The following is a 21,221-nucleotide window of genomic DNA, read 5'->3' on the forward strand; positions in this document are numbered from 1 at the left end:
TGGCTCCTGCCAGAACGACCGTCGGGCCTACGAAGCACCGACCGAGTCACGGAACGTCACAGATCAGGGCGGAGCGACACCACTTCTCAGCGCGTCGCCCAGCACTGCGACGGCCTGGGCAACGGCCGCACGGGTGGCATGGGTGTCGCTGAGGGGGTTGAGCATCATGAAGTCGTGGGTGATGCCGTCGTAACGGACCGTGGTGATGTCGACGCCCGCCGCGCGGAGCTTGGCCGCGTACGCCTCGCCCTCGTCGCGTAGCACATCTGCCTCGTCGACAAGGAGGAAGGCCGGTGGGAGGTCGGCGAGCTGATCGAGGTCGGCCTTCAGGGGAGAGGCGGTGATCTCGCTGCGCTGCGCGCGGTCGGGAACGTAGGCGTTCCAGAACCACTCCATGGCCTTGGCGGTGAGGAAGTAGCCGGTGGCGAGATCGGCGTAGGACTTGGTGTTCATGCCGGCGTCGGTGACTGGGTAGTACATGGACTGATGCACGAAGCGGACGTCGCCGCGCTCCTTGGCCATCAGGGCGAGAGCAGCCGTCATGTTTCCGCCGACCGAGTCGCCCGCCACCGCCATGCGGTCCGGATCGAGGCCATGGGCAGCGCCTTCCCGGACGATCCACTGCGCGGTGGCGTAACCCTGCTCGATCGCCACCGGGTAGTGCGCCTCGGGAGAGCGGGTGTACTCGACGAACACGACCGCAGCCTGCGCCCCGTCCGCGAGCTCACGCACCAGTCGATCATGGGTGTCGGCGTTGCCCAGAATCCATCCACCGCCGTGCATGTAGAGAATCACTGGGAGGGGCGGCGCGGCGCCTCATGGCCGGATGATGCGGACACGTACATCACCGACATCGGCAGGAACGGTGATCCACTCCGAGTCGGCATCGAGCTTCTCGATCGGTTCCGCTTGAAGGTCGTCCAGCACCCTGCGGGCCTTCTCGGGCCCCAGTTCGTACAAGAACGGCGGCTGGGAGGTGGCATCTGCGAACTGTTGGGCTGCGGGCTCCAAATGCGTTCCCGCCACTGGGCAGGCAGCGCAGCATTGCCACAAGCAACAGCGTTGCCCCTTCCAGTCTTGATCGCATCTGTGCAGTCGCACAACCATGTCCGTACCACCACTGATCGGTCAGGCGCCTCGGTCGCGATCACGGGCAAATCATCGGATGCGAGTCTTCCGGCCGCCATTCACCAGACGGCCCCTTCCGCGGATCTGCCTCACTCACGGGCTCAGCCTGGGTACGCCTCGTGGTCGAAGCGACTGGTTGGCAACAACGGTCCAGGTCCACGTCGTGCGGTCTGGGATCGGTTCTGTTTCGCCCGCATCTGCCGCGGACCCAGCGACACGCACCGTAACCGACCTTCGCGACACTGGGCGTCCGTCGTGTCGATGTGCGGAGAGCCAGGAAGTCTCGGAAGCGATCGGCGGCCACCGTATGGGGCGGCGTTGCAGAGCGTGCGCCGGTGGGCCGCCACTTCATCGCTGCGGTTGTACGACCGCTGTTCGAGTTCGACGATTGTTACAGCCCGCAATCGGAAGGAGCATCATGAGCGAGTCGACGACCAATGCCCCACCGATCGTGCTGATCCACGGGCTTTGGATGACCGCCAGAAGCTGGGATCGCTGGGCGCAGTACTACCGGGCGAAGGGCTACGAGGTGATCGTACCGACATACCCAGGGTTCGAGATCGAGGTGGAGGCGCTGCGCGAAAAGCCCGAGATCATCGCCGCAGCATCCGTCCCCGAAACCCTCGACCATCTCAGCGACGTGGTCGAGAGGCTGGACCGTCCGCCGATCATCATGGGCCACTCCTTCGGCGGGACCTTCACCCAGCTCCTGGTCAACCGAGGGTTGGGCGCCGCCGCCGTGACGATCGACTCGGCGCCACCCGAGGGCGTGAGGGTGAACCCGCCGTCCCAGATCAAGTCCCTGTTCCCGGTCCTCGCCAACCCGGCCAACCGGCACCGCGCGGTGGGCTTCACCCGGGAGCAGTTCCACTACGCGTTCGCCAACACGTGCAGCCGGGAGGAGTCCGACGCGGCGTACGACCTCCTCCACATCCCGGCGCCCGGCAGCTGGGTGTGGGCCTACGGCCTGATAGCCAACTGGAAGCCGGGCCACCAGGAGACCTGGGTCGACTACGACCTGGATGACCGGGCGCCGCTGCTGTTCATCATGGGCGGCAAGGACCACCTGATGCCGCCCTCGGTGATCCGCTCAAACGCGAAGAAGTACCGCAACTCCGAGGCGCTGACCGAGACCTACGAGTTCCCGGACCGCTCACACTTCAACGGTGTCGAGCCCGGCTGGGAACAGGTGGCCGATTATGCGCTCGAATGGGCAACCAGCCACGCCCGAACCCCGCAGGGCTGACAAACCGCCGACCGCGGCAACCCACGACGCCTTGTCGCCAACCCTGTTGGCGCGCACCGAGTTACCCGGTCTTAGCCGGCGACCGCGTGCGACCGGATGCACGGCGAGGGTTCGGGCTGCGTGTCCCTGTCAGCGCCCGGATCGTGGACCGGGTGACACAACACCGTGCACATGTGCCGGGGGCCCGCCAAGCTTCCCGGCAACCACTGCAAGGGCTGCGCCCCTGTCCGGTTGAACTGGGCCGGAGATGGGCGGCTGCTCCGGACGTCATGGCACCGACACCTCCGAAGCCGCCGTCCCGTGACGGGGTCAGCCGGCTGCACCGCCCCGCACCGACTTCTCCCCCGCCGACGTCCCCCTCCAGGCCACGCCGCCGTGAGAGGGGCTATGCATCTGGTACATCGCTCACCCACGGCCGCCGCCTGGCTGCCATTGGCCGGCCCGAGGCAGAGACCGACGCGCTGGCCTAGCTGCTGACTGCGCGCCAGGTGCCAGCCGGCGTCGCATGACCCCATTCGTGCTGCCTGTCGCGGGCGCCAAGCGACCCGCTAAGCGGAACTCGCCCCCGGGCGCCCACTGCTCAGCTCCATCACTGCCGAGACGGCCTAACCTTGAGCGCGTGCCATCGGAGATTGACGGGCGCGAGCTTGTGTCATCGAAGATTGATCGCGCTGGTCAGAGCATCGGCTGAGCCGGATGACGCGCGCCACTGGGCCCGGAATCAGTGAATCGCCTGCCTGGCCGCATCAAGAAAGGCTTGGCGAAGGGGCGCGATGCGCGCCCGGGCTCCAGGCGGCGCGGGGTGGTCCGTTGGAATGTCGGCTGGAGCAGCCTGCAACTCCCTGACGGCCTGGCGCACGTCCTCACGGCCTTCCAGTTCGCGCTTATGTCAGGCTGGATCCGTGGCCTTGACCAGTACATATGGGCGCTGACCTGCCCGCGCCCCATTAGCGTCCTCGCCGTTCGTCGCGCCGCTCCCTCATCCTCAACTTCAGTTAGGCATGAGCGAATGGGGGGCTCCTCTGCCCGCGGTGAGCAGCTGTGGAGGGGGTGCGTGAGGGTTTCGCTAGGGACAGCGGAAGAGGGCCATCAGGAGCCACTCGCGTCTGCCTGGGAGCTATTTCGGGGTAATAGCCAGACCTGCACTGCCCTCACGTTCGTGGTGCGCACTCCCGCCGTGTCACGGAACCCGGCGTGCATCACGATGCAGAAAGCGCCCTCCCTATTACGGCGTATCAGCAGCCGGCCGCTGTCGGAGCACGACCTCGGCCCTCCCGCAGCAAGGCAGATGCAGCGCCGTCGATTCGGCATGGCAGACGAAGCGGCTCCCGAGCGTCCGGCCCCAGCAACAAGGAGCGGTCTACGCTTTGCCCTGTCACACATCGGCATGCTTTCTGCTTAAGGGAGCAGACACGGCGCAGCGGGCGCCGTCTGAACGGTGGAGCACTCATGGGTCCGGTGACGATCGCAGTCACGGCGGGGGCGGCAGCCGGGGGATACCTGCTGCGCCTCGGCTACCAGTGGATCAAAGCCCGCGCAGAGGTGCGTCGCACGGAACTCGAACAGCAAGGTTTGTCAGAGCGCATTCGCTCCTTGCCGCCCGGCAGCCGACTGACGGAGAAGAGCGCCGATCGTGAGGTTGACATCACCGTCGGCAGCAGTCACCCGGCCGCCGGGAACCAGGAGGTATGACTCCGTGACCGAGCCCCCGGTGGCGGCCGGGACCGACGCCCAGCACCGTCAAGTGGTACTGGGCCAACCGGCCGCACGACGCGAGGACTTCGAGGCCTTCTACATCAGCGAGATGCGGGCCGTGTCGGTCTTCCTGATGCACCAAGGCGCCACGCCCTACGAAGCCGCCGACGCCGCCCACGAAGCCATCGCCAAGCTCCTGCCCGACCAGTGGCGCACCCTGGAACACGTCGGAGCCTGGCTTCGCGTGACTGCGCAGCGCTGCTACTGGCGTCAGAACGACTCCCGTACGTCCCCGACGGACCCGGTGCCCGACCGCACAGGTGGGACCTGCCCGGTCACTGAAGTGGTGCTCACCGACACTCAGCAGCGGATCGTGGACGCGCTACATCAGCTCTCGCCCGGCCGACGCACTGTCATGGCCTGGTATCTCGATGGCTTCGACTACAACGAGATCGCTCAGATGCTCGGCATGACGCCCGCAGCCGTGCGGCAGAACATTTGCCGAGCCCGCAAAGACCTGATCGCCCTCCTCGGCCTCGACAAGGGGGTTGCACATGCTTGACCACACACCCCGCGTGGGCGAGAGCCACACTCCCGAGGACCTGCTCGACGCCCTGCTGGTCATCAACCGCGATGAACTGCGGGCCACGATGACCAGGACCCTGGACACCGATGCGGGCCTGCGAGCTCTGGCAACCATGCATACCGGTCCGCTGGCAGAGATCGAAGGCGGAGCCGGCCAAGCGACGACACCATCCACACATCCCCTGGACGCCCCCAGGGCGCGCGAAGTCGAGACTCTGTCCGTCGAGGAGAACCCCTACCCGGCGATCGAGCTGGTCGATGACTTCCTCGTGGGTTTGGAGGAGGTACGGACGTCGCCAGGCATGCCGGTGGACGGTGCAGTGGCCTGCACCGACTGTGCCGACGTTATGGAAGAACTGACGCTTGGTCTGGAGGAACGGTCTGTAACGCGCAATGAGGCCAAGAAGCTTCTCGCCGAGGCCGAGGGATACCTGAAGGTTCTGGAAGATCTTGCCGCAGAACCCCTGCGAACCGGCCACGGCTGGATCGATGCCTCGACCGCAAGGCTCATCGATGCATTGGTCGCGCAGCTCAAAGCTCTCGCGAGTGTGGTGGCCCGCATGTTCGATGACGCGCACGAAAGTATCTCCATCGAGAACTGACAACACGAGATCGAGAGCTGCCCCGGTCGTGGGGAGGCCCGGTGCCCGCACCGCCCGCCGCATCCCCTGCCGGACGTGCGGTGCCGCGCCCGATAACGGCGACAAATATCCTGAAACGCGAAAAGGCCCGCACCCCCAGCAGCATCCTTCCGTTCTGGTGGTCGTCGCAACACCCCAGTTCAGGGGATGCGATGGACTTCAAGATCCGGGAGTTGCGGACCGTAGCTCAAGGACGCAAGAAGCTGCTGCGTGAGCGGGAGGCATACTTCCAGCTCATGCAGCAAGGCCTGAGCAACAACAAGGCATGCCAGGTCGTTGGCATCAACCCGAAGACCGGCCGACGATGGCGCGACGGTCGCAATGCCGACCGCAAGCAGAAGGTGGCACCACCGGTTCGACCAGCGGTGCAACCTTCCGGCTCGTCCCGGTATCTGCAGGAGGACGAGCGGATCTACATCGCCGACCGGCTGCGGGAGAAGGTCACCATCCGGGCGATGGCCGCTGAACTGGGCCGTAGCCCGTCCACCATCAGCAGGGAGATACGGCGGAACCGGACGGTGGGGACCCGCGGTCAGTGGCACTACAGTCCACACGCCGCCCGGGCCCGGGCCGATGCGCGCCGCCCCCGTCCCAAGCCCGGAAAGATCGGTCAGAACCCTGAGCTGCGTGCCTTCCTCCAGGACCGTCTGGACCTACGGTGGAGCCCGGAGCAGATCTGCCGGGCCCTGCGCGCCCGCTTTCCCGACCGGCCGGAGATGCACGTGGTCCATGAGACCGTCTACCAGGCCCTCTACGTCCAGGGCCGGGGCGAGTTGCGCCGTGACCTCGCCAAGGCACTGCGGACCGGACGGGCACGGCGCCAGCCCCGACGGCAGGCCCAGCAGCGTCAGCTCCGTTTCCGCGACCCCATGGTGATGATCAGTGAACGCCCCGCAGAGAGGCCGAGGACCGGGCCGTGCCCGGCCACTGGGAAGGCGACCTGATCATCGGCAAGGACGGCGCCTCCGCCATCGGCACGCTGGTCAACCGTTCCACCCGCCACGTGATGCTCCTGCACCTGCCTGACGGCCGTGGCACCGAGCTGGTCCGCGACGCCCTGGTTGAGACAGTCCAGACGCTGCCGGCCCATCTGAAGCGGTCCCTGACTTGGGACCAGGGCAGCGAAATGGGACGCCATCACGAGTTCACCGTCGCGACCGACATCCCTGTCTACTTCTGCGCCCCGGCCAGCCCCTGGCAGCGCGGCTCCAACGAGAACACCAATGGCCTGTTGCGGCAGTACTTCCCCAAAAACACTGACCTGTCCGTCCACACCCGCGAGGACCTGGACGCCGTCGCCGCCGAACTCAACGGCCGTCCGCGCAAAACGCTCGGCTGGGAAACCCAGCCGAGCGCCTGCATAAACTGCTCGCAGCTTGACCAACACGGCCACGTGTTCCGATGCCCCCTGGGCGCCCTCACGCCCGAGGGGCGTGCACCGGTGATTCTGCACCCGGGCGAGTGATCGTGATGCCTCCGACGCTGGAACACCCAGTGGCCGGCCTGCCTACCGCAGGAAGCGGAACCACCGCACCACGGCGGCGGTTCCCGCCTGCTGAGATCCAAGATGGCGCGAGCCGCCATAGTCAGGAGTGCCGAGGCTGTTCGACGCGGCCACGTACACCTGCGTGAACGCCCCCACGCCCAGCACGGCCTCCTTGCGGTATTCGGGGCTGCGCTCGCGCATCGAGGCCTTCGTCGCATGGGCCTCCGGCCTGGCCCGGCGCCTGGGACGGGAGGGCGAGGTCATCCCCGACGATCCGCATGGCGCGATCGGTCTGGCCCGGTTCCGCCGGACCCTGACCTGGCACATCACGCGCCGCCCGGGCGGCCTGGTGGCGCTGGCCATTCAGTACGGGCACATGCGCACCGCGGTCAGCGGCGGGTACGCAGACCCTCGGGAATTCCATCAGACGGGCGAGTAGTCGCAGGTCCGACATCCTCGCCGAGTGGAACGCCAAGGTCGCCCGACCCGTCCTCCGCACCCTGGCGAGGTCGCCCGGGACGAGATGAACACCGAGCTCCGCAGGCAGCTTCGTAAGGCGAGAGCCGAGATCACGCAGCTCAACGGCAAGCTCGCCGCCCTCGCGACGGTGACCGCGACCCTCTACCACGAGAACCTGGCCCTGAAGAAGCGCAACAGCGACCGATGACTCGCCCCCTCTCCCCTCCAGCAACGGCCGCTGCTCCGAGCGTGCGATTCAGTTGCGTCGTATGCAGCGACCGGTGAACTGTCCGTTGTCGTTGTGGTACTCCGGCCAGCGCAGGGAGTAACTCGAGGTCGGCCCGAAGATGCCGTCGGCGGTGATCCCGGCCCTCCTCTGCGCGGCGCGTAGGGCCCGCTTGGTAGCGGGGCCGAAGCTCATGTCCACGCTGATCCTCGCCCCGTAGCAGCGGATCAGCCCAACTTGCAGCGCCGTTACGCCGGGAGCCCGATCGCCCTGCCTGAGCGTGCAGGTGAAGTTGCCAGGCCGAACGCCTGGCCGGGTGACGTGGCGCTCACTGTCTATAGAGCGCTGTTCAATTGCGTACTCGCAGAAGGGCAGGCGTGCTGCGGTCGCTTCTGTCAGGGCCATCTGTGCGGGCCGAGCGGTGGCTACGGCCGAGGAGTCGGCGGCCGTCGTGGGCGCGACGAGAAGTCCTGCCCCGAGCGCTGCAGCAGCGGCGCATAGTGGAAATCGGGTCTTCAACTGCACGATTGGTTTCCTCCAGTGATTGGAGCCGCTGTCCGTCCGCGACTGCACGGACGACCGGGCAGTCGTCCTGAGAAAAGGCACGACGCAGGCAGCGACGCATTCCCGTTCAAGTTCGGTGACCGGCCGCACGACGGCCGGGACTCATCAGGCCGCTCTCACAAGGCGACTCTCACCAGCAGGTGCCGCCGTTGGTGGTGGACTTCTCCCAGTCGAAGTTGTCCATGGACATCCAGCCGTACGTTTCGGTACGCGCAATGCGCGCGTACACCCACCAGTTGCCGCTGGAGTTCTGCACCCAGCAGTGGAAGTACAGCTTGGTGCCCTTCTCGACGCGGGCGACGTTGTCGCAGTACGAGTACCACATGTTCTTGAGGTTGTAGGTGCCTGCCATGATCCCGTGGCCCGTGTCGACATTGCGGCCCGACTGGGTGTTGCACGTTGCTGCCGATGCCGATTTCGGGGCTGCGGTCACGGTCGAGGCGGTTACTCCGCCGAGTCCGGTGACGAGGGCAAGGGCCGTCGTGGTGACGGCGAGCTTCCTCTGGATCTGCATGTCGTTCCTATCTGATCTGCGGTGTTTTGCGATTGGGGCCGTGTGTCCACGGGCTATGTGAACCGTGGCGGTTCAATCACCTGTTTCTCCGTCAGGGCAGCCACTGGGGCGTCCTGGATCGAGTTCACCGGGTTCGAGGTTGTTGCACAGCCGTGTCCCGGGCGCGAAACAAAGCAGGTCACGGGCTGGGGTTGGCGAGATGGTGTCTTTCGCGGTGGTGGGGCGCGTGTTGGGATGAGACGCCGCTGCTGGTCACAGGGGCGGCACGGGGGAAGGAAGCGATATGGGGCATCCGGAGACGGACCTCGATCCGGGGCTGGGCCCGGTTCAGCGGTTTGCGTTCGAGTTGCGCAAGCTTCGTCAGGAAGCGGGCGGCATTACCTATCGCCAGATGGCCCGGCAGGTGGAGGTCTCGGTCACCACCCTGTCGAGAGCGGCCAAAGGAGAGCAACTGCCCTCCCTGCCGGTGGCCTTGGCCTATGTGCGGGCGTGCGGCGGCGAGGATAAGGCGTGGGAGCAGCGCTGGCGCGAGGCGGTCACGGAGCAGGCCCGGGCGGCCGACCTCGTGGCGGACGAGACCGTCCCTTCCCCCTACCGTGGCCTGGCCCGGTTCGACGTGGCCGATGCGGATCTCTTCTTCGGCCGGGACGAGGACGCGCTCGCCGAGGTCGACCTCATCTCGCGAGGCAAGCTCCACATTCCGGGCGAGACGTCGTACGCGCTCGCCGATGCCGCGGCGACGCACACCGACAGCCAGGCCGGCCACCGTCGCGGCCGCCGAGTCGTGGTCATCTGAGCAGATTTCCCACGCGGTTACACAACGGGGCACGAATTCCTTCCACCGCACCTGCCGGGGCCTTCCCGGCAGGTGCGCGGCAGACCTCCAACGGCGCGAGTGGCTGACACGGCGCGCCGCTAGGAGACTGTCCATGGAGGGTCTGCAACGTCTGACGCACTCGAAAGAGTGAACAGGCTGACCAGCCCGTCTCAGGTTCGTGGCCGACTGGCCACCGGGTGGTCAGCAGTCGTGAGGTTTGGCCACGGAGTCTGAGATCCCACAGCTGGGGGGTGCTCGGGGTCACTGCGGAGGTCCGTCATGCCCCGAACCGTGTGGTCAGGTGCGATCAGCTTTGGGCTCGTCACTTCTCTGAACTACGCGGAATCGAATCCGATGGTTCTTTCGTGGTGCTCGGCGCGCGAGGCCCAGCCCTACTGCGTAGATGTGACGCCTGACCCATGCACATGGACCCGCCACCGAGCTGGGCGCGATGCCCGCGGACAGTACGCGGCGGCCGATGAGGGCTCAAGGCCTGCAAGCGACGCCCTGATCAGCCGTAGTGCAACTGGTCGGTCGCCCCGGCGTGGGTGGACGCCAGGCTGGCGAGGAGTTTGAGGCGCTCTTCGGACGTGCTGCCCGGTTCGGCGGTGTAGAGACTCAGGTCGTGCACCGCTCGCTGCGACACGGGCAGGTCCAGAGACTGGTAGGTCAGCTCCAGGAGGCCGACCTCGGGGTGCTGAAGCCGTTTGATGCCCTCGTGACGGATACGGACGTCGTGCGCGGCCCACATGGTGCGGAAGTCGGCGCTGACGGTGGACAGTTCGCCGATCAGCTCGCGCAGGGCCCGATCATGCGGTTCGCGCCCGGCCTCGGCACGCAGCAACGCCACGGTGGCGGTGGCGCCGGCCTCCCAATCGACGAAGAAGTCCTGTGAGCCGGTGTCGAGGAAGTGGTAGCGGGCGAAGTTGGGCCGGCCGTGCTTGTCGATGGTGCGGCTGTCGAACATCGACGCGTGCAAGGCCCTGCCGAGCGCGTTGTGGGCGATGACGTCCAGGCGGCCATTGCGTACGAAGGCAGCGGACATCGTGATGGAGTCGAGCAGCCACTGGGTGCGGGGCGGGACCTCGACGTCTTTGCGGCGGGACGACTTACGCCGGGCGGGCCTCGCGGCGCGGGCCAGGTCGAACAGGTAGGTGCGTTCGTCCTCGTTCAGCTGCAGGGCTTGAGCGACCGCGGCCAGGACGTCCTCGGAGACGCCGCTGATGTGGCCCTTCTCAAGGCGGGTGTACCACTCGGTGCTCACTCCGGCGAGCACGGCGACTTCCTCACGCCGCAGCCCCGGGACCCTGCGCCGTCCGCTGGTGGGCAGGCCAACCTGTTCGGGGGTGATCTTCGCGCGGCGGCTGGCGAGGAAGTCGCGGATGTCGGTGCGGTGGTCGGGGCTGCTTTCCATGCCGTCCACGCTACGGCCGGGATCCGGCGGGAGGGGGGGTTGAGCTTGTACCCCCGATAAACGCAGCCTTCCTCGACTTCGGCGGTGGCGGTTTCCTGGTGTGTGCACCTCGAAGTCAAGCCGTTGTGGAGTTCGAAAGTAATGAGTACGCGAGGAGGGACCCTTCAGGCCCCCGCCGCTGCGCGGGCCGAAGGCGGTGAGCGTTCACGCTCCCGTCTTCCGCTCGTCGTCTACGTGCTGGCCCTGGGCACGTTTCTGATGGGCACGACCGAGTTCGTGGTGGCGGGCCTGCTGCCGGAGATCGCGGGAGATCTGCAGGTCAGCGTGGCCCAGGCCGGACTGTTGATCACGGTGTTCGCGGTCGGGATGATCGTGGGGGCGCCGCTGATGGCGATGCTCACGCTGCGCCTGCCCAGTCGTCTGACGTTGATGATCGCCCTGGGCATTTTCGCGGCCGGGCACGTCATCGTGGCCCTGGGGTCCAGTTTCGCGCTGCTGCTGGCGGCGAGGTTCCTGACGGCGCTGGCCACCGGGGCGTTCTGGGCTGTGGCCAACGTGGTGGCCTCTCGCACCGTCGGCCCTGCCGCAAGTTCCCGCGCGCTGGGCGTTGTGGGCGCTGGTGCGATGCTCGCCAACGTCGTCGGTGTGCCGCTGGGCGCCTTCGCCGGCCAGCTCATGGGCTGGCGCGGACCGTTCTGGGCCCTCGCCGTCCTCGGAGCGGCCGCCACGGCGCTGATCGCACGCCATGTCCCGCGCGAGGGCCGCGGCGGTGAGGCGGTGTCGATCCGCTCCGAGCTGTCCGCTCTGCGTTCGGGGCGCCTGTGGCTGGTCCTGGCGGCGTGCGCGACCACGACCGGCGGCGTGATCTCGACCTACACCTACATCTCGCCCCTGCTGACCGGCCGGGCCCACCTGGCCGCCGGCCTGGTGCCGCTGATCCTGGCCGGGTTCGGTATCGGTGCTCTGGCGGGCTTTCTCGCCGGAGGCCGTCTGGGAGACAAGCGTCCTTACCTGACGACGATCGTGGCCCCTGTGGTGACGACGGTCCTGCTGATGGCGATCTGCCTGCTGTCGGGCCAGGCCGCGCTCACGACCGCGTTGGTCGTCCTGCTGGGGCTGTTCGGGCTCGGCGCCAATCCGGTGCTGATCGCTCTGGGCGTCCGGTTCGCAGGCGAGGCCCCCACGCTGGGCTCGGCGCTCACCGTCTCGGCTTTCAACCTCGGCACCGCCATCGGCTCCTGGTTCGCCGGCCGCGCTCTGGACTCCCCACTCGGAGCCACGGGCCCGGCCGTGATCGGGACCGTCATCGCCGCGCTGACCCTGATCCCCACGATCGTCATCGCCCTCATCCAGCGCCGCCGCACGGCCTCGACCGTCGTCGCAGGCGGCCTCGAGCGCACAGCCGAAGGCTGAGACCTTTCCGGTCAGCCGCGTAGCCGACCGGAAAGGGAGCCCACCCAGAGCAGACGGTTCAGGCGAATAGGAAGTGCAGCGGTGATGCTCGCACGTATCGCCAGCCTCGTCAGTCTGCTCTGCTCCCTGCCAATCCCCCATAAATCCGGCCGACTCCACGGCCGGCCCAGAAGGAAGTTCAGGAGTACATCTGATGCGCGCTGCAATACTGCACGCTCCCGGCGACGTCCGGGTGGAAGACATCGCCGAGCCGAAGATCACCGCCCCGACCGACGCGATCATCCGGCTCGCCGCAGCCTGTGTCTGCGGGTCGGACCTGTGGCCCTACCGCGGCATCGACGCCGTCGACAACCCAGTGCACATGGGGCACGAGTACGTCGGCGTCGTGGAAGAGGTCGGCAGCGAGGTGACGACCATCAAGCCCGGCCAGTTCGTTGTCGGCTCGTTCGTCATCGCCTGCGGTACCTGCGAGGCATGCCGCTCTGGCTGGCCGTCCTCCTGCATCCACCGCACCTTCCAGGCGGGCACGCAGGCCGAGCGTGTCCTGATCGCCCGTGCCGACGCCAACCTGGTGGCCACCCCCGGCATGCCCGACGCGGATCTGATCCCGAGCCTGCTGGCCGCCTCCGACGTACTGGGCACCGGCTGGTTCGGCGCGGTCGCCGCCGAGGCCGGTCCCGGCAAGACGGTCGCGGTCGTCGGTGACGGCGCGGTCGGCCTGCTCGCGGTCCTGGCCGCCAAGCAGCTCGGCGCCGAGCGCGTCATCGCGATGAGCCGCCACGAGCCCCGACAGAAGCTCGCCCGCGAATTCGGCGCCACGGACATAGTCACCGAACGCGGCGACGACGGCGTGGCGAAGATCAAGGAGCTGACCGGCGGCATGGGCGCCCACTCCGTCGTCGAAGCGGTCGGCACCCAGGAATCCATGAACCAGGCCATCCGCTCCGCCCGCGGCGGCGGGCACGTCAGCTTCGTCGGCGTCAACCACGACGTCACCCTCAGCGGCGAAGAACTGTTCTTCTCCCAGGTCCACCTGGTCGGCGGCCCCGCCCCGGTACGCCGGTTCCTGCCCGAGCTGATCGACCTGATCTGGCAGCGGAAGATCAGCCCCGGCAAGGTCTTCGACCTCACCCTCCCCCTCGACGAGGCCGCAGAGGCGTACAAGGCCATGGACGAGCGCCGCGCCATCAAGGCCATGCTCACCCTCTGACCGCCACCCCCGTTCGGGCTGCCCGGCCCGCTGCAGGGCCGGGCAGCCCGCCCTCGCAACCCTCCTGGAGCTGATCATGACCACGTACGCCCTCATCGGCGCCGGCCCCGGCCTGGGCCTGGCCACCGCCCGCCGCTTCGGCGCCGCCGGCCACAGCGTCGCCCTGATCTCGCGCAGCAGCCAGCACCTGGACCAGCTGTGCGCCGAACTGGACCGGGACAACATCACCGCGCGCGGCTTCACGTCCAATGTCCTGGACGCCGCCTCCCTCACCACGGCACTCGACGCAGCCGCCTCCGCCCTGGGGCCCGTGGAAATCCTGCAGTACAGCCCCGTGCCCCGCGCGGACTTCATGAAGCCGGTCCTCGACACCACCGCCCCCGATCTGGACGCCCCCCTGGCCTTTTCGGTCAAGGGCCCGATCGCCGCTGTGAACGCCGTCCTGCCGGGGATGCGGGCGCTGGGCCGCGGCACGCTGCTGTTCGTCAACGGCTCCAGCGCAGTGCGCCCGAACCCCACCGTGGCCGGCACCTCCATCGCCTTCGCCGCGGAGAGCGCCTACGCGGCCATGCTCCACGACGTGCTCGCCCCGGAGAACATCCACGCAGCCCAGTTGATCATCCCCGGGGCCATCCGCCCCGACGCCGAGCATTCCAGCCCCGACGTCCTGGCCGAACGCCTGTACGCGATGCACACCGAACGCGACGGGTTCCGGCACTACGCCGAACCCCTGCCCGAGTGAACTGACGGCCACGCACCGGCCCGGCCCCGCCGGACACAACAACCCCGCGCCATGCCACCACCGCCCCCGCCCCCGCCGCCCGCACGGGATGGCGGACAACGCACCAACCCCACGAGAGGCACCCCCATGAGCATCAGCAACGACACCTGTGTCCCTGACGGTCAACGGAACACGCCACGCCATGACCGTCGACAACAGCACCTCGCTGCTTGACCTGCTGCGCGAGCACTCGATCTGACCGGTTCGAAGAAGGGCTGCGACGCCGGGCCTGCGGGGCGTGCATGGTGCTGGTCGACGGACGCCGGCAGAACGCCTGCCTGACCCTCGCGGTCCGCCTGGACCGCGTCGAGGTCACCACGATCGAGGACCTGGCCGAAGGCGACCGACTCCACCCGTTGCAGCAGGAGTTCGTTTGCCCGCGGGGTGAGGGGTCGAGCTCGTACCCCCCATAAACCCGACCTGCCACGCCCGGTGCAGAAGCAGTTTCCTGGAATCGCGCCTCGGTCACGACACCACCGACCGTCGCGCCATTTTCCCCCACCGATCGAATATGAGGTCCACTCCATGGAACGTCGCAAAGCGCTCGGACTGATCGCCGCCACCGGCGCCGCCACCGCCACCGCCTTCACTGCTGTGCCCTCCTTCGGTGAGGAGACCGGCCGCGCCGCCGGTGCCACAGGACAGGGCGAGGCCATGGCCAAGGGCGGCTACACCTTCGCACTGGACAAGAACGTCAAACGGACCTCTGTGCGGTTCAAGAACCGCTACGGCATCGAGGTCGCCGCGGACCTCTACGTGCCGAAGAACGCCAGGGGCAAGCTGCCCGCCCTGGCGGTCAGCGGCCCGTTCGGCGCGGTCAAGGAACAGGCCTCGGGGCTCTACGCCAACGAGTTCGCCCGCCTCGGCTACGTCACCCTCGCCTTCGACCCCTCCTTCACCGGACAGAGCGGCGGCACCGTGCGCGACGTGGCCTCGCCCGACATCTACACCGAGGACTGGAGCGCCGCCGTCGACTTCCTCGGCCTGCAGAAGATCGTCGACCGTGAACGGATCGGCGCGCAGGGCATCTGCGGACTGAGCGGTATGGCGCTCACCGCGGCGGCTGCGGACAGCCGTATCAAGGCGGTCGCCACGGCCGCGATGTACGACATGTCCCGCGCCATGTCCCGCGGCCACGAGGACTACTACACGCGTGGGCAGCGCCAGAAGATCGTGGACCACCTCAGCCGGCAGCGCTGGATCGACGCCGAGAACGGTACCTTCACGCGCGGGTCCCACGAGATCCCCTTCGACGAGAACGGCAGCCCCGCCCCCTCCAACCGCGTCCTGCCCAAGACCCTCCCGGCGGACGCCGACCCGATCACGAAGGTCTTCTTCGACTACTACCGCACCAAGCGCGGCTACCACCCGCGCTCGATCAACTCCACCACCGCATGGACCGCGACCACACCGATGTCGTTCTTCGCCTTCCAGCAGATGGCGAACATCGACCTGCTCGCGCCCCGCAAGGCCCTCCTGGTAGCCGGCGCCGAGGCGCACTCCCGCTACTACTCCGAGGACGTCCAGACGATGGCCCCCGACACCGTCGACCTCGTCATCGTCCCGGGCGCGGACCACGTCGACCTGTACGACCGCAAGGACCTCATCCCCTTCGACAAGCTCGACGAGTTCTTCACCAAGAACATCGCCTGACCGGAAATGCCCCCGACAGGCCGGTACCGCCACCGGCCCGTCGGGGAGCCTCCACGGCGGGAACGGGTCCTGTGCTCCTCGCGACGATGCCACCACCGAAGTGACGGGACGCTTCTACCCAGGCCGCAGGTGTGAGGTGCCGTGATGACCAGTGACGTCGCGGAAGGTGGGGATGCCGAGGTCCACAGCGGTGCTGCGGCGGGCTTGTTCGGCATCCAACTGGCCGAGCTTGTCCTGGGCTCCGGCGAGGCTGACTTCAAGTCCTTCCAGCTCGCCCAGCCAGCCTTCACGTTCGGCTTCGCTGATGCGGGCGATGAGGTTGTCGCGGATCTCCGCCAGGCGGCCACGTTGGCCGGGCTCGGGGCGGAGCATCGAGCAGCGGATGCAGGCATGCTCGTGGGCGCAGGCGGTGCCGTAGGCGCGGACACAGGTGCCGACGGAGAGCTTGCGGCGCTCGAAGTGGCCGAGGAAGTCCTCCCACTCGGCCTCGGTCGGCGTGCGGTATTCCTCGGCGGGGCGCAGTGAGCGGCGTCGGATGATGAAGGCGCGGTGGGCTTCGATGGTTTCGGCAGAGTAGACGGCGTAGTAGCCCATGGGGGTGGTGATGTTGGCGTGGCCTGCGATGACCTGCGCGATGTGTGGCGGCAGACCGGAACGAATGGCATCGGTGATGAACATGCGCCGGAAGTCGTGCGGGGCGAAGTGCAGGGGCTGACCGGTTGAGTCAGTCAGCCCGGTGAAGGCAAGTACATCACCCAGCGCCTTGCGGATGAACTCGCCGCTCATACGGGACATCTCCCAACCCCGGTCCCACTGGAACAGCAGCGGTGCTGGCGGATTCCAGGCGCGTTCCTCGTAGTCGTAGGCGGCCAGGAGGGGATAGTGCCGGTCTTGCGGTCACGGACCCGCCGGATGATCGTGGCCAGGACGTCGGCCAGTTCGGGACTGACGAGCAGCACCCGCTCCTGGTCGCTCTTGGACGGAGCGATCTGCAGCAAGGGGACGACCTCGCCGGTGGTGGGAAGCCGGTACTGGATCATGGCGTGATGACTGGTCTCCAGCATCTCCTCGATGCGGGCGCCGGTGTGGCGCAGGAACTCCACCGCGGCCCAGGCCCAGAACGCGCGATGCTCGGCGAAGTCAATCGAACAAGGTTGCCCTGGGCGTACGGGCGGTCGCGGTGGTCGCGTTCCTGGTGCGGACGAAGACCTCGCCGAGCGTGAAGGTGGCGCCGGGCTCCACGGCCAGGAGGGTCTGGAGCCGGACGGTGTGATGACGCAGGTGATCGGCCGCGGCCTTCGCGAAGGTCTGCAGGGCCGGAAGCCGCTCCCGGGTGCGCTGGTCCATGCGGGCCTTGGTCCGCTTGACGTTCTTGCGGTTGGAGGTCTCCGCCTCCTTGATCAGGCAGGGGGCTGCCCAAGGCCCTCATCGGGCAGGCTCCTCGGCCGCCCAGCGGGCGATGTCGAGATAGAAGGCCCGCACCGTCATCAGCAGTTGCGCGTGCTGAGCGCGCTGTCGACCGCCACGGCGTGCTCTGCACGCCGGTCCGCGATTGCATTCCGTGTCCGGGTGGCTGGGAAGGCGGACATCGTGCGTGCCAAGACGGAGTCGGGCCACACGGCGGCCGGGGAACACCGCACGGGAAAGCGGGCCGGCATGACTTATCAGGTGATGACGGAGCAGGCCGAGGCACGGTCCGCCTTGTTCGACGAGCGGTACGGGCAGCTTGTCGGTTACGCCCGCAGGCGGCTGCGCGACTTCGATGTCCCGACGTCGTCGGCGGATCCCGAAGACGTGGTGACGACCGCGTTTATACGCGTGTTGGCCCGCACCGAGCACGGCTCACAGCTCATGTCTGCATCGTGGTTACGGCGGACCACCTCGACGGTGTCCTTCACCGACCCGCGGATGAGTAGCGTCCTTGGAGCCCCACTTGACCCGGATCTTCCTACTACCCAGGGGCGCGTTTCGAGCGTACCGGACTGACGATCCAGGCGCGGATCTCGCCCTCTGCCTCGTGTGGGGTGGTCACGACGAGCAAGGAGTCGCTACCCGGAACGGCGGAGACAGCACTGACGTCTTGCTGGGGGAAGGTGTGATCCCAGACGGTCTGTTGCTTCTCCGCCTCCCAGATGACAGCGCGGCTAAACGATGTGCCAGCCGCGTAGTACCGACCCGATCCGAGCACAGCCACTTCGAAAATGTGATCATTGGGGAGTGCGGATACCGTCTTGTCGTGCAGGACAGTACGTGTTTCCACATCGACTGTCACCGCGTGCCCATCAGCTGTGCCGAAAATCGCGAGTTGCCCGTCATCGCTGAGTCTTACACCGTTGGCCGCGCACTGGCAGGTCGCAGGCTTGGCTGTGTAACGGGGATTGCCGGTGTGCCAGGTCTCAACGCCCTCCAAACTGGCGGCGAGAAGTCGACCGTCGTCCGTGACAGCCCAGTCTTCGTACGCTGTACGCCCACCGTCCGGGGGCGGTTTGTCCGGGTAGGCAATCGATAGGCCCGTCGCGACGTTCACCAAGTGGATGTCGAATTGGCCGTAGACAAATGTCTGTCCGGACCGGCTTAGGTTGCCAGCGGCTTCGTAGGGGTCGATTTTGAAGTCCTTCGGGGCACCGCCACGAACCTTTACGGCGCGTATGAATCCGGTATCCGAGACTGCGGCCACCGTGCTGCTGTCACGTGAGACGTGTAGATCCTCCACGCCTCCGGGGACGGAGGTCAACAACTGCGGGACAGCGGCGTCGTTCAGGGAAACGAGATGCACCTTTCCCGCCGACGTGCCCAGGACGAACAGCCGTTGGCTGATGGCCGCGACGGCCGTCACTCGGTCCTGGCCAGCGGTCGGCAACTCACTCAGGAAGAAGCGCGGCCTTGGCTCAGCCTGCTCGGAGCGTTGGCTATGGCCACCGGGCTCTTTGTGGGGTTTCCAAAGGGCAACCCCAACACCGACCCCGATCGCCGCGAGCAGCACCAGGGCCACAGCCAGGATGCGCAACCGTCGGGAGTGGAGGTGGAGACGGGCGGCGATTCCTAGCGCACGTTTCACCCTGTGCTCCCCTTCGACGGCTTGGGTTGGGTAAACGCTTCACCTACGCGGAGGCGCCGGTCGGAACCTGTCCAGGAGCTGTTGTAGTCCCACGACCACATGGGTGGCTTCGGTAGCGGGGCGGTCCGGAAGGGCTTCCCTTCGTTGTCCACACGCAGGCTGGACGTTCTGCCCTCCGAGGTGACGTCGAGTTCCAGGTACCAGGCGTAGCGGGCGTGTTTGGCCAGGGCGGTCACCAAGAAGGTCTCGATCTCCCCTTTGTTGACCGTGAAGCCGAATGGGCGGCCGTCTGTCGCCTTGTACTTGGCGCGCGGCAGGGCTTGGTCAAGGTCGATGTCGATGGGGCGGAGGTTCGCGTTACCGGCGGAGGGGCACGTCAGCCCGACAGATGGCGGCGGCTTGTCTCGCTTTACGACGATGACCCGGAGATTGTTGATCTGGACCTGCTGTGACGCGCTTCCCTGCACCGCGACTTGCAATTTACTCTTCCCAGCGTCCACCCCACCATTCCTCGTCATCCAGTCGTGAAAGGTGGAGCATCCCCGGCCCGGCCCGGTTGCCGGCCGTGTGCCGATCGGCACGACACCGACGATGCTTTGGTCACTGAATCCCCCGATCTTCGCCGGGTTTGTCTCGACGGAGATGGTGACGACTGGCCCGTCATCCTTGCCCCAGGTCTCAACTGCGGTGGTGAGGTAGGTGACGACCCAGGAGGCGACGCCGACAACAACCGTAGTCACGATCAGTGCCGGCAGCGAGAAGAGTAATGTTCGCCATTGTTTTTTCTCGCCAGCGGCTGAGTCGTCTTGCGGCTGTGGAGCTTGGTTGGTACTCGTCATGACACCGCCGTAGGTTCGCGCACCGGGCCTGCATCGCCACAAGGGGAATGTTACGGCTAGCACCGCGACGTCAGCACCAAGTAGCCTAATTATTGGATGGGTTGGCCTTCTTGCTGCTATGAGGTCGACCGGGCCGCCCGCCCTCCCCTGAAGAGGTCCTCCTCATCGGTCGTGCCTGGCGTGTGATGCCGGACAGCACGCTCTTCGACCTGGTGAAGCTCTCCTTCGGTGTCGTGGCGGGAGCCGGCGCTCTGGTTGCCCTGATCGTTGCCTACCGACGCCAGCGGGTCGACGAGGACGGCGCACTGCGGGAAGCGACGCGTCTGCACACCGAACGCTTCACGACGGCTGTATCCCAACTCGGCGACAACTCGGCCGCAGTCCGACTCGGCGGCGTGCACGCCCTGGCCGGACTCGCTGACGACGCCCCCTCCCGAGAACTCCGCCAAACCTGCATCGACGTCCTGTGCGCCTACCTCCGCCTGCCATACACCGCAGAGACTGACCTGCCAGCAGGTGACGCGGAAGCCCGGCACACCTATTTGGCACTGCGGGAAGTCCGACACACCGTCATCCGGCTCATCCGAGACCACCTCCGTCTGGAACCCGAGCACCCGCACTCCTGGCAGGGACACGACTTCGACCTCACAGAAGTCACGTTCGACGGTGGTGACCTCTCCCAGGCGACTTTCTCCGGCAGCAGGGTCAGCTTCCGGGGGGCAAGCTTCTCCGGCGGCAGGACAGACTTCAGCGGGGCTGAGTTCTCCGGCGGCACGGTCTTCTTCGGCGGAGCAAAGTTCATCGGCACCGTCGACTTCCGCTGGGCTACGTTCTCCGACGGCACCGTCGACTTTCGCAGGGCGACGTTCTCCGACGGCACTGTCATCTCTAGCGAAGCGACGTTCTCCGGCGGCATGGTCTGCTTCCGCGAGGCGAGGTTCTCAGGCAGCACCGTCAACCTCGGTGCGGCGAGGTTCACCGGCGGCTTAGTCGACTTCTCTCAAGCTATTGGCTCGGCGCCGACCGGTCTGGTTCTGCCGAGCGGGCACCCGCGGCCGGCTGGGCTGTTCCTGCCTCCCACTGGTAGCTACTCCACAGGGCAAGCGTGGCCCACTGGTAGGCACGCCAAGCTCAGCGCGCACAAGCTCCAGGCGCCGGTCGACGTCGGCTGGACTGTGGCGGTGTGGGCCTGCCCCGGCCCGCCGACGCAACGCCGTCACCCCCGAGGCATACGGCATCCCCCGGACGTACTTGCCAGCGACGACGTTGGCCACGTTCGACCAGAAGTCGGTGAACTCCAGGCGCGCTGCTCGAAGTCGACCGAGCCGTCGCGCCAGCTGGTCATGACGACGTCATGGCGCTCCCACGCCACCTCGTCGTACGGGTGGCCCCCGGGTGGTGTGGATTCGCTCGACACGCAGGGCCCTTCGTGGCTGACAGAGGGCGGCGGACTGTCCTTCAATCGATCCGGGTAACCCTTATTGCGATGAAT

Annotated in this window: 20 protein-coding genes and 4 pseudogenes; 14 read left to right on the top strand and 10 right to left on the bottom strand. The window is 67.2% G+C overall.

Annotation, left to right across the window (positions count from 1 at the left end; genetic code table 11):
- Positions 1-63: 63 nt before the first annotated feature.
- Positions 64-1,026, bottom strand: a pseudogene (locus ABZ016_RS24715) (alpha/beta hydrolase).
- Positions 1,027-1,546: 520 nt separating this feature from the next.
- Here ABZ016_RS24715 and ABZ016_RS24720 point away from each other — a divergent pair.
- The 7 genes and pseudogenes from ABZ016_RS24720 to ABZ016_RS24750 all read left to right on the top strand — a co-directional run bounded on the left by ABZ016_RS24720 (position 1,547) and on the right by ABZ016_RS24750 (position 7,448).
- On the top strand, positions 1,547-2,374 hold the full coding sequence (locus tag ABZ016_RS24720) for an alpha/beta hydrolase (protein ID WP_356918846.1): 828 nt from the start codon (positions 1,547-1,549) through the stop codon (positions 2,372-2,374).
- Between the two features lie 1,449 nt (positions 2,375-3,823).
- Entirely contained in the window at positions 3,824-4,066 is a 243-nt protein-coding gene (locus tag ABZ016_RS24725) for a hypothetical protein (protein ID WP_356918847.1), read from the top strand.
- A 4-nt stretch (positions 4,067-4,070) separates the two neighbouring features.
- The gene (locus ABZ016_RS24730) at positions 4,071-4,631 is read left to right on the top strand and encodes a sigma-70 family RNA polymerase sigma factor (protein ID WP_356918848.1); all 561 of its coding nucleotides are present in this window, start codon (positions 4,071-4,073) and stop codon (positions 4,629-4,631) included.
- Positions 4,624-5,256 (top strand): hypothetical protein, encoded by a 633-nt coding sequence (locus ABZ016_RS24735; protein WP_356918850.1) that lies wholly within the window; start codon positions 4,624-4,626, stop codon positions 5,254-5,256. The genes ABZ016_RS24730 and ABZ016_RS24735 overlap by 8 nt, the downstream gene beginning before the upstream one ends.
- A 425-nt stretch (positions 5,257-5,681) precedes the next feature.
- Positions 5,682-6,640: pseudogene (locus ABZ016_RS24740) on the top strand (IS30 family transposase); the annotation flags it as partial.
- A 247-nt stretch (positions 6,641-6,887) separates the two neighbouring features.
- Positions 6,888-7,220 carry a hypothetical protein gene (locus ABZ016_RS24745; RefSeq protein WP_356918851.1) on the top strand — a complete coding sequence of 111 codons (333 nt, stop codon included), beginning with the start codon at positions 6,888-6,890 and terminating at the stop codon, positions 7,218-7,220.
- A 24-nt stretch (positions 7,221-7,244) separates the two neighbouring features.
- A complete protein-coding gene (locus tag ABZ016_RS24750; RefSeq protein ID WP_356918852.1) occupies positions 7,245-7,448 on the top strand; it encodes a hypothetical protein in 204 nt (67 codons plus the stop codon).
- Positions 7,449-7,496: 48 nt separating this feature from the next.
- On the opposite strand, the gene ABZ016_RS24755 is transcribed toward ABZ016_RS24750, so the two are convergent.
- Together ABZ016_RS24755 and ABZ016_RS24760 are read right to left on the bottom strand one after the other, a co-directional pair.
- On the bottom strand, positions 7,497-7,991 hold the full coding sequence (locus tag ABZ016_RS24755; RefSeq protein ID WP_356918853.1) for a peptidoglycan-binding protein: 495 nt from the start codon (positions 7,989-7,991) through the stop codon (positions 7,497-7,499).
- Between the two features lie 169 nt (positions 7,992-8,160).
- Positions 8,161-8,544 carry a hypothetical protein gene (locus tag ABZ016_RS24760; RefSeq protein WP_356918855.1) on the bottom strand — a complete coding sequence of 128 codons (384 nt, stop codon included), beginning with the start codon at positions 8,542-8,544 and terminating at the stop codon, positions 8,161-8,163.
- Between the two features lie 283 nt (positions 8,545-8,827).
- On the opposite strand from ABZ016_RS24760, the gene ABZ016_RS24765 reads away from it, so the two are divergent.
- Positions 8,828-9,340: a helix-turn-helix domain-containing protein gene (locus ABZ016_RS24765; protein ID WP_356918856.1), complete on the top strand. Its 513-nt coding sequence runs from the start codon at positions 8,828-8,830 to the stop codon at positions 9,338-9,340.
- Positions 9,341-9,872: 532 nt separating this feature from the next.
- Here ABZ016_RS24765 and ABZ016_RS24770 read toward each other — a convergent pair.
- Positions 9,873-10,775 (bottom strand): helix-turn-helix transcriptional regulator, encoded by a 903-nt coding sequence (locus tag ABZ016_RS24770; protein WP_356918857.1) that lies wholly within the window; start codon positions 10,773-10,775, stop codon positions 9,873-9,875.
- A gap of 141 nt (positions 10,776-10,916) precedes the next feature.
- On the opposite strand from ABZ016_RS24770, the gene ABZ016_RS24775 reads away from it, so the two are divergent.
- The 5 genes and pseudogenes from ABZ016_RS24775 (at position 10,917) to ABZ016_RS24795 (ending at position 15,832) form a co-directional block, all read left to right on the top strand.
- A complete protein-coding gene (locus ABZ016_RS24775) occupies positions 10,917-12,188 on the top strand; it encodes an MFS transporter (protein WP_356918859.1) in 1,272 nt (423 codons plus the stop codon).
- A 193-nt stretch (positions 12,189-12,381) separates the two neighbouring features.
- Complete coding sequence (locus ABZ016_RS24780; protein ID WP_356918861.1) at positions 12,382-13,398, top strand: zinc-dependent alcohol dehydrogenase family protein; 1,017 nt, start codon at positions 12,382-12,384, stop codon at positions 13,396-13,398.
- 76 nt (positions 13,399-13,474) lie between these two features.
- On the top strand, positions 13,475-14,140 hold the full coding sequence (locus tag ABZ016_RS24785) for an SDR family NAD(P)-dependent oxidoreductase (RefSeq protein WP_356918862.1): 666 nt from the start codon (positions 13,475-13,477) through the stop codon (positions 14,138-14,140).
- 148 nt (positions 14,141-14,288) lie between these two features.
- Positions 14,289-14,553 (top strand): annotated as a pseudogene (locus ABZ016_RS24790) (2Fe-2S iron-sulfur cluster-binding protein); the annotation flags it as partial.
- Positions 14,554-14,704: 151 nt separating this feature from the next.
- Positions 14,705-15,832, top strand: coding sequence for an alpha/beta hydrolase (locus ABZ016_RS24795; protein ID WP_356918863.1), 1,128 nt, complete (start codon positions 14,705-14,707; stop codon positions 15,830-15,832).
- 114 nt (positions 15,833-15,946) lie between these two features.
- On the opposite strand, the gene ABZ016_RS24800 is transcribed toward ABZ016_RS24795, so the two are convergent.
- From ABZ016_RS24800 to ABZ016_RS24810, 3 genes are read right to left on the bottom strand one after another with little or no spacing between them, the layout of a single operon-like run.
- The gene (locus ABZ016_RS24800; protein WP_356918865.1) at positions 15,947-16,618 is read right to left on the bottom strand and encodes a tyrosine-type recombinase/integrase; all 672 of its coding nucleotides are present in this window, start codon (positions 16,616-16,618) and stop codon (positions 15,947-15,949) included.
- Positions 16,615-16,935, bottom strand: a complete 321-nt coding sequence (locus ABZ016_RS24805) for a hypothetical protein (protein WP_356918866.1) — start codon at positions 16,933-16,935, stop codon at positions 16,615-16,617. Before ABZ016_RS24805 ends, ABZ016_RS24800 begins: the two co-directional genes overlap by 4 nt.
- 37 nt (positions 16,936-16,972) lie before the next feature.
- Entirely contained in the window at positions 16,973-17,179 is a 207-nt protein-coding gene (locus ABZ016_RS24810) for a hypothetical protein (RefSeq protein ID WP_356918867.1), read from the bottom strand.
- A gap of 243 nt (positions 17,180-17,422) precedes the next feature.
- On the opposite strand from ABZ016_RS24810, the gene ABZ016_RS24815 reads away from it, so the two are divergent.
- The gene (locus ABZ016_RS24815) at positions 17,423-17,818 is read left to right on the top strand and encodes a hypothetical protein (RefSeq protein ID WP_356918868.1); all 396 of its coding nucleotides are present in this window, start codon (positions 17,423-17,425) and stop codon (positions 17,816-17,818) included.
- On the opposite strand, the gene ABZ016_RS24820 is transcribed toward ABZ016_RS24815, so the two are convergent.
- The 3 genes and pseudogenes from ABZ016_RS24820 to ABZ016_RS24830 all read right to left on the bottom strand — a co-directional run.
- The gene (locus ABZ016_RS24820) at positions 17,784-18,839 is read right to left on the bottom strand and encodes a hypothetical protein (RefSeq protein WP_356918869.1); all 1,056 of its coding nucleotides are present in this window, start codon (positions 18,837-18,839) and stop codon (positions 17,784-17,786) included. The genes ABZ016_RS24815 and ABZ016_RS24820 overlap by 35 nt on opposite strands.
- Positions 18,840-18,886: 47 nt before the next feature.
- Positions 18,887-19,729: a hypothetical protein gene (locus tag ABZ016_RS24825; RefSeq protein ID WP_356918870.1), complete on the bottom strand. Its 843-nt coding sequence runs from the start codon at positions 19,727-19,729 to the stop codon at positions 18,887-18,889.
- Positions 19,730-20,967: 1,238 nt separating this feature from the next.
- Positions 20,968-21,192 (bottom strand): annotated as a pseudogene (locus ABZ016_RS24830) (hypothetical protein); the annotation flags it as partial.
- Positions 21,193-21,221 lie beyond the last annotated feature (29 nt).

Origin of the sequence: Streptomyces sp. NPDC006372 (genome assembly GCF_040612515.1) — a bacterium.
Classification (GTDB): Bacteria; Actinomycetota; Actinomycetes; order Streptomycetales; family Streptomycetaceae; genus Streptomyces.